The 11,820-nt window shown below is 72.7% G+C and carries 14 protein-coding genes; 10 read left to right on the top strand and 4 right to left on the bottom strand.

All coding sequences use genetic code 11. The features are described from left to right. Positions 1-233 precede the first annotated feature (233 nt). Entirely contained in the window at positions 234-686 is a 453-nt protein-coding gene (locus VFW24_16495; GenBank protein HEX5268369.1) for a nuclear transport factor 2 family protein, read from the bottom strand. Positions 687-744: 58 nt separating this feature from the next. Here VFW24_16495 and VFW24_16500 point away from each other — a divergent pair, with 58 nt between their 5' ends. From VFW24_16500 to VFW24_16515, 4 genes are read left to right on the top strand one after another with little or no spacing between them, the layout of a single operon-like run. Then, complete coding sequence (locus VFW24_16500; GenBank protein ID HEX5268370.1) at positions 745-2,217, top strand: hypothetical protein; 1,473 nt, start codon at positions 745-747, stop codon at positions 2,215-2,217. Positions 2,218-2,223: 6 nt separating this feature from the next. Beyond that, complete coding sequence (locus VFW24_16505; GenBank protein ID HEX5268371.1) at positions 2,224-2,685, top strand: nuclear transport factor 2 family protein; 462 nt, start codon at positions 2,224-2,226, stop codon at positions 2,683-2,685. After that, positions 2,682-3,119 carry a VOC family protein gene (locus VFW24_16510; GenBank protein HEX5268372.1) on the top strand — a complete coding sequence of 146 codons (438 nt, stop codon included), beginning with the start codon at positions 2,682-2,684 and terminating at the stop codon, positions 3,117-3,119. Before VFW24_16505 ends, VFW24_16510 begins: the two co-directional genes overlap by 4 nt. Before the next feature lie 8 nt (positions 3,120-3,127). Beyond that, positions 3,128-4,108: an LLM class flavin-dependent oxidoreductase gene (locus tag VFW24_16515; protein HEX5268373.1), complete on the top strand. Its 981-nt coding sequence runs from the start codon at positions 3,128-3,130 to the stop codon at positions 4,106-4,108. A 7-nt stretch (positions 4,109-4,115) separates the two neighbouring features. Here the strand turns inward: VFW24_16515 and VFW24_16520 are convergent, their stop codons facing one another. Further along, positions 4,116-4,895 carry an SDR family oxidoreductase gene (locus VFW24_16520; protein HEX5268374.1) on the bottom strand — a complete coding sequence of 260 codons (780 nt, stop codon included), beginning with the start codon at positions 4,893-4,895 and terminating at the stop codon, positions 4,116-4,118. Between the two features lie 112 nt (positions 4,896-5,007). Between VFW24_16520 and VFW24_16525 the strand changes: the two genes are divergently transcribed. Genes VFW24_16525 through VFW24_16535 form a run of 3 tightly spaced genes read left to right on the top strand, consistent with a single transcriptional unit; the run spans position 5,008 to position 7,995 of the window. Continuing rightward, the gene (locus VFW24_16525) at positions 5,008-6,147 is read left to right on the top strand and encodes an LLM class flavin-dependent oxidoreductase (protein ID HEX5268375.1); all 1,140 of its coding nucleotides are present in this window, start codon (positions 5,008-5,010) and stop codon (positions 6,145-6,147) included. Next, positions 6,144-7,121: a GDSL-type esterase/lipase family protein gene (locus VFW24_16530; protein ID HEX5268376.1), complete on the top strand. Its 978-nt coding sequence runs from the start codon at positions 6,144-6,146 to the stop codon at positions 7,119-7,121. Before VFW24_16525 ends, VFW24_16530 begins: the two co-directional genes overlap by 4 nt. A gap of 34 nt (positions 7,122-7,155) precedes the next feature. Continuing rightward, positions 7,156-7,995 carry a helix-turn-helix domain-containing protein gene (locus VFW24_16535; protein ID HEX5268377.1) on the top strand — a complete coding sequence of 280 codons (840 nt, stop codon included), beginning with the start codon at positions 7,156-7,158 and terminating at the stop codon, positions 7,993-7,995. A 7-nt stretch (positions 7,996-8,002) separates the two neighbouring features. Here VFW24_16535 and VFW24_16540 read toward each other — a convergent pair whose 3' ends face one another. Both VFW24_16540 and VFW24_16545 read right to left on the bottom strand, forming a co-directional pair. After that, positions 8,003-8,452, bottom strand: a complete 450-nt coding sequence (locus VFW24_16540) for a nuclear transport factor 2 family protein (protein HEX5268378.1) — start codon at positions 8,450-8,452, stop codon at positions 8,003-8,005. Continuing rightward, positions 8,452-8,886, bottom strand: a complete 435-nt coding sequence (locus VFW24_16545) for a hypothetical protein (protein HEX5268379.1) — start codon at positions 8,884-8,886, stop codon at positions 8,452-8,454. Before VFW24_16545 ends, VFW24_16540 begins: the two co-directional genes overlap by 1 nt. A gap of 57 nt (positions 8,887-8,943) precedes the next feature. Here VFW24_16545 and VFW24_16550 point away from each other — a divergent pair, with 57 nt between their 5' ends. The 3 genes from VFW24_16550 to VFW24_16560 form a co-directional block, all read left to right on the top strand. Further along, positions 8,944-9,762 (top strand): enoyl-CoA hydratase-related protein, encoded by an 819-nt coding sequence (locus VFW24_16550; GenBank protein HEX5268380.1) that lies wholly within the window; start codon positions 8,944-8,946, stop codon positions 9,760-9,762. An 88-nt stretch (positions 9,763-9,850) separates the two neighbouring features. Next, positions 9,851-11,563: an amidohydrolase family protein gene (locus tag VFW24_16555; protein HEX5268381.1), complete on the top strand. Its 1,713-nt coding sequence runs from the start codon at positions 9,851-9,853 to the stop codon at positions 11,561-11,563. Between the two features lie 40 nt (positions 11,564-11,603). Next, positions 11,604-11,820: amidohydrolase (locus VFW24_16560; GenBank protein HEX5268382.1), on the top strand; the 217-nt coding region annotated here is incomplete at its 3' end.

The following is an 11,820-nucleotide window of genomic DNA, read 5'->3' on the forward strand; positions in this document are numbered from 1 at the left end:
TACTCGATGTAGTCGATGGCGTCCTTGTACTCGTCGGGCAGGAACTTGGTCAGGGCGTCGGTCGTCTCGTACAGGTGGTTGTCGAGGTCGAAGACCGGGAAGTCGAGTCGTCTGGCCATGGGGTCCCCCTTGGTGGTTTCCGGCATCTGCACGATCGTTCGCGGGCCGGGCCCGGCACGCCAAACATGATAATCCTGTCTACCCGGGGGCCCTCAAGCCCGCCGGCACCGCCCTCAGCTGGCCGCCGCCGCCACGTCGGGGGGCGCGTTGTGGAAGTACGAGCGCTCCTCGTAGCGGTCCTTGATCCGCCACCCCTCCGGGGTCCGAGCCAGCACGTCCCGGTACCAGAGCCCGCAGAAGAAGACGTGGGTCTGGCCCTCACCGCGGTCGAGGACCATGGGGTTGTGGCAGATGGTCCGGGCCCGGGCCGTGTCCCCGTCGAGCTCGAGGACGGTGTTGGCGATCATGTGCTGGAAGCTGGAGAACATCGGCATGGCCGACTCGAGGAACGCCCGGGTCTCCTTCACCCCGCCGCGGGGGCCGCCCATCTCCGTGTAGTCGATGACGGCGTCGGCAGTGAAGACCTTCTCGAAGGCGTCCCAGTCGCGGCTGTCGACGGCGTGGCTGTAGCGGACGAGCAGGTCCTGGATCTCGAGGCGGTCGGAGATCTCCTGCAGGGACAGCATCTGACACCTCCGGGTTGTGGCAGCGGGCCGCCGAGAGTCTGCCGCCTACACTCGGCCGGTGCCTGCGCAGTTCGATCCCCGTAGCCCGGTGGTCGTCGGAGCCGGCCAGATGCTCCAGCGGCCCGACCGGCTGGAGGACGCCCTCGAGCCGGTGGCCCTGATGGGCGAAGCCGCCGCTGCCGCCGCCGCCGACTGCGGCCCCCCGACTCTCGCCGCCGGAGCCGAGCTGGTCGTCGCGGTGCAGGGGGCGTGGGGGTACACGGACCCCGCCCGCATCGTGGCCGGGCGCATCGGCGCCCGGCACGCCCGCACCGCCCTCACCGCCCACGGGGGGAACACCCCCCAGAGCGTGCTCAACATCCTGGCCGGCCGGATCGCGGCCGGAAAGCTCGACCGGGCCGTGCTGGTTGGTGGGGAGACCATCTGGTCCCGGCGCCGGCTCCGGGAGCAGGGCATCCGGGCGCCGGTGACCGAGCAGGCCGACGGGGCCCCGGACGAGCTCCTCGGCTCGGAGCTCGGTATGGGTGAGGACTTCGAGCGGGCCGCCGGCGTCTCCGCTCCCATCCACTTCTATCCCGTGTTCGAGAGCGCCATCCGCCACGCCCGGGGCGAGAGTCTCGACGCCCACCGCGACCGGCTGGCCCGGATGTGGGAGGGGTTCAACCGGGTGGCGGTGGCCAACCCCTACGCCTGGTCCCGCCGCCCGATGACGGCGGCCGAGATCCGGGAGCCGACACCGGACAACCGGATGGTCGGCTTTCCCTACACCAAGGCCATGAACTCGAACTGGGACCTCGACCAGGCGGCGGCGGTCGTGATCTGCTCGGCCGAGGCGGCCGCCGCCGCCGGGGTGCCCCGGGACCGCTGGGTCTTCCTGCACGCCGGCACCGACGCCCGGGAGGAGGCCTTCGTGACCCGGCGCTGGTCGTTTGCCGAGTACCCCGCCCTGACCTCCGCCGGCCGCCGCCTGTGGGCTCTGGCCGGGGTCGGCCCGGACGACGTGGCCCATGTCGACCTGTACAGCTGCTTCCCCTCCGCGGTCCAGGCCGCGGCTGCAGGCACCGGGGTGGGGGAGGAGCGCGAGCTGACCGTCACCGGTGGGCTGACCTTTGCCGGGGGCCCGCTCAACAACTACGTGACCCACTCGGTGGCGAGCATGCTCGGCGTGCTGCGGGCCGACCCGGGCAGTCGGGGGCTGGTCACGGCCAACGGGGGGTTCATCAGCAAGCACGCCATGGGCGTGTACTCGACCGACCCCGCCCCGGGTCCGTTCCGTTGGGAGGATGCCACCCCCGCCATGCGTCTGCGGGACGCCGCGCTGGGCTATGCCGGCCCGGTGACGGTCGACGCCTACACGGTCATGCACGGTCGGGAGGGCGCGGAGGTGGCGCTCTTCGCCCTGCTGGACCCGCAGGGCCGTCGGGCCTGGGGCCGCAGCGACGACGCGGTGGTCATGAAGGCGGGGGTCACCGAGGAGCTGATCGGTCGGGCGGCTCACCTCGATCCCAACCTGACCGTCACCCTCGAGTAGGTCACGGTGGACGAGCGCGGCGCCATCAGCAACCTGGTCTACGCCTACGCCGACCGCATCGACGCCGGGGATTTCGAGGGCGTGGCCGATCTGCTGCGTGACGCGGTGGTCAGCGCCGAGGGCAACGACGCCGTGTACCGCGGCTACGACGCCATCCTCGGCATGTACACGGCCGCCACGCGCCGGTACGAGGACGGCACCCCCAGGACCAAGCACGTCACGACCAACCTGGCCGTCGAGCTGGACGAGGGAGGGCGCAAGGCCACGGCCCGCTCGTACTTCACGGTCCTGCAGGCCGTTCCCGGCCAGCTGGCCCTGCAGCCGGTGATAGCGGGCCGCTACCGCGACGGCTTCGAGCTCGGCGGCACCGGGTGGCGCTTCACCTCCCGCCATATGATCGTCGACCTGGTGGGGGACCTCAGCCACCACCTCCTGTACGAGCTGCCCGAGGAGACGGGACGAACTTGACCCCCGAGCCCGCCGGCCTCACGGTGTCGCACATCGGGATCTGCGTGTCCGACCTGGAGCGGTCCCTGCGCTTCTACTGCGACGGGCTGGGCTTCAGCCCCGCCGAGCGCCACGCCATCGGCAACGAGTTCGCCGACACCCTCGAGGTGCCCGGCGACGTGGTGCTGACCTCGCAGTTCATCCGCCGCGCGGGTCTCTCGGTCGAGCTGCTCCACTACTCGTCCCCGGCGGTCACCGGCCGGCCGGCCAGCACGCGCAACCAGTTGGGGATCACCCATCTGTCGTTCGTCGTGGCCGACCTGGACGCCGCCGCCGCCCGGCTCGAGGAGTGCGGCGGGACGGTGGTCGAGCCGACCCGCACCAAGGGGGAGGGCGTGTACCTCCTGTTCGTCGCCGACCCGGACGGGACCCGGGTCGAGCTGATGCAGTTCTGAGGCCGGCTGTGGCCCTGTTCGGACTCCGCTTCGACTTCCGCAACCCGGCCGTGGCCGGAACCGCGATGAGCGAGCGTTACGCCGCCGCCCTCGACATGGCGGAATGGGCCGACGGGCTGGGGGCGGTGGCGATCACGCTGTCCGAGCACCACGGCTCGGAGGACGGCTACCTGCCCAGCGCCCTCACCATGGCCGCGGCCGTCGCCGCCCGCACCCGCAACGCCCGCCTCACCATCGCCGCCATCGTGGCCCCGCTCCACGACCCGATCCGGCTGGCGGAGGAGGCGGCCATCGTCGACCTGCTCAGCGGCGGCCGCCTCGACCTCATCCTCGTCAACGGCTACGTGGCCGGCGAGTTCGAGATGTTCGGGGTGCCCCTCGGGGAGCGGGTGCGGCGGACCGTCGAGGCCGTGGAGGTGCTCCGGAAGGCCTGGACCGGAGAGCCCTTCGAGTACCGGGGGCGTACCGTCCGGGTCACGCCCCGGCCCCACCAGGAGGGTGGGCCGAAGATCGTCCTGGGGGGGACCAGTGAGACCGCGGCGCGCCGGGCGGCCCGGCTCGGCGACGGCTTCATGCCCTCGTCGGCCCAGTTCTGGGAGCCGTACCGCGACGAGATGCTCAAGCTGGGCCGACCCGATCCCGGTCCGTTCTTCGGAGGGGACACCAGCGTGACCTGTCTGGCCCGCGACGCCGGGGCCGGCTGGAAGGCCCACGCTCCGTTCTTCCTGCACGAGATGAACGCCTACGGCCGGTGGATGCAGGACGCCGGCTTCGGCGCCGAAGGCGGCTACGAACCGACGAGCGACGCCGAGGCCCTCCGGCGGACCGGTCAGTACCGGGTCCTGACCCCCGACGAGATGGTGGGGGAGCTCCGGGAGAAGGGTCCGTTCGGGTTCGCCATGCTGCATCCCCTCGTCGGGGGCACGCCGCCGGACCTGGCGTGGGAGAGCCTCCGGCTGTTCGAGAGCGAGGTCCTGCCCCGCCTGTGACCGTGGGTCACAGGCGCAGGTACCAGCCCCCGCTCACGTTCAACGACTCCCCGGTGACGAAGGCCGCCCGGTCCGAGGCGAGGAAGGCCACCGCCTCGGCGATGTCCTCGACAGTGGCGTGCCGGCCGAGGGGCACGTCGGACCGCATGGCCTCGGCCTGCTCCGGCCGGGAGTCGACGAAGCGGGTGCCGGTCACCAGTCCCATGACCACCTCGTTGCACCGGACGTTGAGCGGCCCGCCCGCCTTGGCGATGCCCAGCATCAGCGCCCGCCCCGCCGCCTTGGAGATGGCGTACGGGGGCTCCCGCACGGTGGCCACGACGTCCGGTGCCACCGAGCCGACCATCACGATGCTCCCCCCGCCCCGCCGGCGCATGGACTGCACCGCCCCGTTGCACGAGTACCAGCAGTTGTTCACGTTGGCGTACAGGATCCGGTCGAACAGCTCGGGGTCGTGCTCGAAGATCGGCTGCTGCAGGTTGAGGGCGGCGTTCCAGACGTAGAGGTCCAGCCCCCCGCAGGTGGCCTCCACCTCGGCGAAGACCCGGTCGAAGTCGGCCCGGTGCTCGATGTCGAGCGGGGCCGCCATCCCCACCGCCCCTGGGCGAAGGTCCGCCAGCTCGTCCGCCACCTCGCGAAGACGCCCGACGTGTCGGTCCGTCGGCACGACCGTGGCCCCCCCGGCGGCCAGGCGGCGGCAGACGGCCCGACCGATGCCCGCCCCGGCCCCGGTCACCAGCGCGACCCGGCCCGCGAACTCGGCCCGGGAGTCGTCGGTCGCGGCCACCGCCCGCGGACAGTAGGCGGCGCCGGGCCGGGGGCCCGGCCCCTGCGGGAAGCGCCCGCGGCGCCCCCGCCCCGGGGCTACCGTGGTTCTGCATGTGAACCATGCGTTCGAAATGACGAACGGAGGCGGGATGAAGCTCGACCTGCTCTACGAGATCGACGTTCCGAAGCCGTGGGCCGGAACCCACCCCTACGGCCAGCGGCAGGCCGAGCAGACCGCCTACCGGGAGGCGTTCGAGCAGATCCGGCTGGCCGACCGCTTCGGGTTCCACACGACCTGGCACGTCGAGCACCACTTCCGGGAGGGCCGGTCCCACTCCCCGGCGCCCGAGGTGGTCCTCGGCGCCCTGTCCCAGTGCACCGAGAACCTCCGGCTCGGCTTCGGGGTGACCCTCATGCCCCACGCCTTCACCCCCCCGATGCGGGTGGCGGAGAAGGTGGCGACCGTCGACATCCTCTCCGGGGGCCGGGTCGAGTGGGGGACAGGCCGGTCGACCCCGATGGAGCAGACCGCCTTCGGCGTGGACCGCGACCACAGCCGGGAGCAGTGGCAGGAGGCCATCGAGGCCGTCGTGCGGATGTGGGAGGAGGAGTACTTCGAGTTCCACGGCCGGTACCTGGACTTCCCCCGGCGGATGGTGACCCCCAAGCCGGTCCAGGACCCCCACCCGCCGTGCTGGATGGCGGCCACCAGCGACGGCAGCGCCGCCGTGGCCGGCAGCCTCGGGCTCGGCCTCCTGTCGTTCTCGATCATGCAGCCCCTCGACCGCATGGCCCGCCACATCGCCGAGTACCGCAAGGCGGCGGCCGACCCGACGCCTCTCACCCGGGTCACCACCAACAAGGTGGCCGCCTACACCCTCGTGCACTGCGCCGAGACCATGGCGCAGTGCGAGGCCAACGGCATCTGGGACTCGGTGTGGTGGTGGTACAAGAACCTGGCCGAGTTCACCCTCGAGTGGGAGCTGCCCCACTTCTCCGAGGAGCAGAAGGACCAGGCCTTCCCCCTGCTGCGCCAGAGCATGGAGGGGAGCTTCGATCCCCGTTCGTTCAGCGAGGCGGACATGATCATCGTCGGCGACCCCGACCAGTGCTTCGAGAAGATGGTCCGCTACGCCGAGCTCGGGGTCGACCAGCTGATCTGCTACGTCCAGTTCGGCTACCTCTCCCACGAGTCGGTGATGCGCACCATCGAGCTGTTGGGGACCGAGGTGATCCCCCGGCTGGAGAAGGTCGGCGTGATGGTGTCGTGAACCCGGCGCCGTTCCTGCGCGGCCTCGCCTGGGCGGGGGGACCCGGTGTGCCCTATCCCCGCGCCGATCCGGCCGACCTCGACCGGCTCCCGGCCGACACGGGTGCCGCCGCCCGGACACCGGTCGGGGTCCGCATCGAGCTCACCGGAACGGCGTCCCTGGTCCGGATCGGCTACGAGACCACCACCGGAGATCTCGGCTACCGCGGCCCAGGGGCGGGAACCACCTTCGAGGCGTGGGACGGTGAGGAGCGCATCGACCGGCAGCCGGCGGCGCTGGGCGCCGGTGACGTGCAGATCCGGGCGGCGGGGCCGGGCCGGCGCACGATCGTGTACCTGCCCGAGGGGATGCATCCGGTCGTGCTCGGAGTCGAAGGCGTCGACGGCGCCGTGGAGGCGGCGGCCCCCCAGCCGCGGTGGCTGGCCTACGGGGACTCGATCGTCGAGGGCTGGGTGGCTTCGGCGCCGGCCCGGGCCTGGCCGGCGGTGGCGGGCCGGCGCTACGGGCTCGACGTCGTGAACGTCGGCTACGCCGGCGCCGCCCGGGGGGAGATCCCCACCGCCGAGCAGCTGGCGGCGGTCGGCGCCGACGTGATCTCGGTGAGCTACGGCACCAACTGCTGGAGCCGGACCCCGCATAGCGCCGGCATGGTGCACGCCGGTGCGGCCGCCTTCCTCGACGTCCTCCGCCAGGGCCATCCCCACACCCCGATCGTGGTCACCAGCCCGGTGCTGCGGCCCGACGCCGAAGCGACCGCCAACCGCCTCGGCGCCACCCTGGAGGACCTGCGCGCCGCCATCGAGGACGCCGCACTGGCCCGCGTCGCCGGCGGCGACGCCGCCACGTACCTGGTGTCGGGCCGGGAGGTGCTCGACGCCGCCCTCCTGGCCGACGGGATCCATCCCGGGGACGAGGGCCACGACATCCTGGCCGGCGTGTTCGGGGCACCGGTGGCCAACTCCGTGGAGGGATGAGATGGCGCGCCCCAATCCGGGCACGGAGCGGACCGTGGCCCTCCTGAATTTCCTGGCGTCCCGGCCCCGCGAGCGCTTCGGCCTGTCCGAGCTGTGCCGCCGCCTCGGGATCAGCAAGGCCACGGCCCACGCCCAGGTGGGCGCCCTCACCGAGGCCGGCTACCTCCTCCGTCATCCCGTCGACAAGACCTACAGCCTGGGCCCGGCCCTGATCTCGGTCGGCAACGCGGCGGCGGCGCGCCAGTACGACGTGGTGGAGGAGGCGCGGGCGCCCATGGCCCGCCTGGCCGACGAGCTCGACGTGCAGTGCGTGGCCAGCGCCGCCTACGGGGGGGAGATGGTCATGCTGGCCCGGGCCGGGCGCACCGACCCCCTGGGCGTCACCGTCGAGCTGGGTGGGCGCATTCCCCTCGTCCCGCCGCTGGGCACCGTGTTCATGGCCTGGTCGGATCCGGCGGAGATCGACGCCTGGCTGCGCCGGCTGGGACCCGACGCCGCCGACCGCGAGCTGGCGCGCTACCGGGAGGCCATCCTCACCGTGCGCCGCCGCGGCTTCTCGCTCGGGCTCGACTCGGCCAGCCGGGCCCGGCTGCAGGCGGCGCGGATGCCGGACCGCTCCCTCCCGGGCGTCGTCGACGAGCTCGGCCACGAGGAGTACATCCTCCTGGAGCTCGAGCAGTCGGCGTCGTACGACCTCAGCCTGGTGGCGGCTCCGGTCTTCGGCGGCGACGGGCGGGTGGTGCTGGCCGTCACGCTCTTCGGGTTCCGCGCCCCGCTCCGCGGCCGTGACGTCCCGGAGGTGGCCGCCCGGCTCCGGGAGGAGACCGGTTCGGTGACCAAGGCCATCGGGGGCGTCGAGCCCGACCCGAGGTGACGGCCGCTCAGCCCGGTCGGTCCGATGCCCGCCCGTCGGTCGTCACCCGCCGGAGGGAGAACAGCCAGCGGCTCTCGTACCGCTCGTACTCGTCGACGTAGCGGCCCCAATGGTCGAGCCCGTGGGCCATGAGCACCTGGAAGTAGCAGCGCCCGCGTGCGTGGGTGGGATCGAGCACGTCCACCTGGTGGGTGAAGACGCAGTGGCGGATGTAGGCCGGAGCCCCGCGGCTCTCGGCCGACGCCGCCCAGCGCTGCCGGGTGCCGGTGAAGATGGTGGCGATCTCCTCCTTCCCCCGGTACGGGGTGGTCACGCCGTCGGCGCCGACGATCTCCATGATGGCGTCGGGGGCAAACAGCTCGAGCACCTGGGCAAACCGTCCGGTGTCCCCGTTCGAGTTGTAGCGGGTGACGAGGTCGCGGATGGACTCACGCGCCTCCAGCTCCCACAGCTCCATCAGCCCTTCCCGGGCGGGACGTCGCGAGGCGAGGTGGGCGTGATGCCCCGCTCCCCGAGCAGCCGGGCAAACCCGTCCGGGTCCGCCGGGACGGGGGTGTGGTCTCCGGCGTAGAACTCCAGGAGCTCCGTGCCCTCGGGCCCGGCCACCAACGGACCGAACACCGCCCCCTTCTCGAGAACCACGAGCATCCCGGGGGTGCATTCGACGTCTCCGACGGCCAGGCCCCCCTTCACGATGAAGATGGCGTGGTCGCTGGCGTGGCCGTGCACCTCGATGGTCATCCCGGGGTCGTAGCGGCAGTAGTTGAAGACCCGGGTCGGCGTGCTCTCGAGGAAGCGGAGATGCACGGCCGCCCGCCGGTCCCCGTGCAGCTGGGCCTTCACCTCGAGGGCGGGGAAGTCGTCGATGTGCAGGAATTTGAGCTCGGCCATGCCCCGCTCCGGTAGACGCCGGCGCAGGGTACCGGAACCTGATAAACCCGTCTCGACATGGCCGACCACGCCTACCGCACGATCCGGGTCGACGTGGCCGACGGGGTGGCGCTGGTCACCCTCGACCGTCCGGAGCAGCTCAACGCCTTCACCCCCCGGATGGGGCGGGAGATGGGGCACGCCTTCACCAATCTGGAGGCCTCCGACGAGGTGCGGGCCATCGTCGTCACCGGCGCCGGCCGGGCGTTCTGCGCGGGAGCGGCCCTCGACGACGAGCGCAGCACCTTCCGGGCCGGGGCCCCCGCCGAGGAGGAGCTCGGCCCGCCGATCTCCGACATGTCCCCCTGGGAGATGGCCACCCCGGTCCTCGCCGCGATCAACGGCGCCGCCGTCGGGCTCGGTCTCACCTACCCGCTGCAGTGGGACATCCGGATCGCCGCGGAGGACGCCAAGCTCGGCTTCGTGTTCACCCGGCGGGGGCTGATCCCCGAGGCCAACTCGATCTGGTTGCTGAGCCGGGCCATCGGCGCGTCACGCGCCCTGGAGCTGCTGGTCACGGGGCGGACGTTCACCGGCGCCGAGGCCGCCGACATGGGCTTGGTCTCGCGGGCCGTGCCCGCCGCCCAGGTGCTGGAGGCGACCATGGAGCTGGCCCGCGACATTGCCCGCAACACCGCTCCGGCGTCGGTCGGGGCCACCAAGCGCCTGTTCTACGAGCAGCTCGCCTCGTCCCGGCGCGCCGAGGCCCGGGCCGTCGAGCGGGCCACCTTCGCGTGGCTGGCGGCCCAGCCCGATGCACGCGAGGGGATCACGTCGTTCCTCGAGCGGCGACCGCCGGCGTGGACGATGTCCAAGCACGCCACCCCGCCCCAGTAGCGGCCGCTGAGGGGCCGCACCGGCCCGTAGACGCGACTGTCAGGTACTGCTACGTTGATCCCGGCCCGGGCGTTCCGGGTCAATTCAGATGCTCGACTACGCGATCACCGGGGGCTCCGTCGTGGACGGCACGGGCGCCCCGGCGCGCGTCGCTGACGTCGGCGTCAGGGACGGGCGCATCGTGACGGTCGGACGCGTCGACGAGCCGGCGCGGCAGGTCCTGGATGCCGCCGGCCTGCTCGTGACGCCCGGTTTCGTCGACCCCCACACCCACTACGACGCCCAGTTGCACTGGGACGGCTTTGCCACGCCGTCGGTCAACCACGGGGTCACCTCGGTGATCGGCGGAAACTGCGGCTTCACTCTGGCGCCGCTGCGCAGCGCCGACGCCGACTACACGATGCGGATGATGGCCCGCGTCGAGGGCATGCCGCTCGAAGCCCTGCAGAACGGGGCCGACTGGAAGTGGGAGAGCTTCGCCGACTTCCTGGACGCCCTCGACGGGCGCATCGGGGTCAACGCCGGCTTCCTCGTGGGGCACTGCGCCCTGCGCCGTTACGTGATGGGAGAGGCGGCCGTGGAGCGGACGGCCACGGACGCCGAGATGGCCGCCATGGCCCGCGTGCTCGAAGAGGCGCTGGAGGCGGGCGGCCTCGGTCTGTCGACGTCGCGCTCGTCGACGCATTCCGACGGCGATGGGAACCCGGTCGCCAGCCGGGTGGCGACCGAGCAGGAGCTCCTCGAGCTGTGCGGCCTGGTCGGGCGCCACGAGGGCACCACCCTCGAGGCCATCGTCGAAGGGTGCCTCAAGGGCTTCACCGACGAGGAGACCGAGCTGCTGGCCCGGATGAGCGCGGCGGGCCGCCGGCCGGTCAACTGGAACGTGCTGAACGCCGCCGCCGGTGACGACGCGTGGGTCGAGCGCCAGCTGCGGCCGTCCGAGCACGCCCGGCGCCTCGGCGGGCGGGTGCTGGCGCTGACCATGCCCGTTTCCGCCGAGATGAACATGAGCCTCGGCACGTTCTGCGCCCTTTGGCTGATTCCGGGCTGGGAGGAGGTGCTGCGTCTTCCCCCGGCGGAGAAGGCGCCCCGCCTGCGGGACCCGCAGGTCCGCGCCGACATGCTCGACCGGGCCCGCCGCTCCCAGTTCGCCCAGCTGGCGGAGTTCGGCCGGTACCGCATCGGGGACACGGTGGCGCCCGGGAACGCCGCGCTCGAGGGCCGGCTGGTGGAGGAGATAGCCGCCGAGAGGGGATTGGACCCGTTCGCGTGCCTGGTCGAGATCGCCGCCGCCGACGATTTCAAGACCGTGCTGTGGCCGTTGCCCGCGGCCGACAGTGACGAGGACTGGCGCTTCCGGGCCCGGTTGTGGGAGCACCCCGACGTGCTGCTCGGCGGGTCGGACGCCGGCGCCCACCTCGACCGGATGCTGGGCTCCCCCTACCCGACCCGGTTCCTGGCCGACACGCTGCGGGGCCGCCGGCTCGTCCCGCTCGAGCGGGCGGTGGAGCTGATCACCGACGTGCCGGCCCGGGTGTTCGGGCTGCGCGGGCGCGGGCGGGTGGCCGAGGGGTTCCGGGCCGACGTCGTCGTCCTGGACCCCGACACCGTCGACAGCGGTCCCGCCCGGCGGGTGCACGACCTCCCGGGGGGGAGCATGCGCCTGACGTCGGGGTCGGCCGGCGTCGTGCGGGTGCTCGTGAACGGGGTGGAGGCCGCCGTCGACGGAGCACCGACCGGTGCGCTGGCCGGGACGGTGCTGAGATCGGGCCGGGACACCGAGACGGTGGCCACCCGGTAGTTCGACGGAGCGGGCCCCCGGGCCCGGGAGGGAGGCCGTAATGCAGGACATCCCCCGGATCATCTCGGTGGACGACCACGTCGTCGAGCCCCCCGACCTGTGGACCTCCCGGGTCCCGGCCCGGTTCTCCGACCGGGCCCCCCGCATAGTGCGCCAGAAGATCCGCTTCGTGGGCGACGGGGCCGGGGGCTCCGGGGCGGTGGGCTGGGTGGAGGACGACGCCGGGGACTGGTGCGACGTGTGGCACTACGACGACC

This window comes from Acidimicrobiales bacterium (assembly GCA_036273495.1).
In the GTDB taxonomy this organism is placed as follows: domain Bacteria; phylum Actinomycetota; class Acidimicrobiia; order Acidimicrobiales; family JAJPHE01; genus DASSEU01.

Excerpts from the sequence above, each read along its gene's own strand:
- VFW24_16525 (HEX5268375.1), top strand. The coding sequence starts at position 5,008 with ATGACGAACGGAGGCGGGATGAAGCTCGACCTGCTCTACGAGATCGAC.
- VFW24_16495 (HEX5268369.1), bottom strand. The coding sequence starts at position 686 with ATGCTGTCCCTGCAGGAGATCTCCGACCGCCTCGAGATCCAGGACCTG.
- VFW24_16555 (HEX5268381.1), top strand. The coding sequence starts at position 9,851 with ATGCTCGACTACGCGATCACCGGGGGCTCCGTCGTGGACGGCACGGGC.
- VFW24_16540 (HEX5268378.1), bottom strand. The coding sequence starts at position 8,452 with ATGGAGCTGTGGGAGCTGGAGGCGCGTGAGTCCATCCGCGACCTCGTC.
- VFW24_16550 (HEX5268380.1), top strand. The coding sequence starts at position 8,944 with ATGGCCGACCACGCCTACCGCACGATCCGGGTCGACGTGGCCGACGGG.
- VFW24_16545 (HEX5268379.1), bottom strand. The coding sequence starts at position 8,886 with ATGGCCGAGCTCAAATTCCTGCACATCGACGACTTCCCCGCCCTCGAG.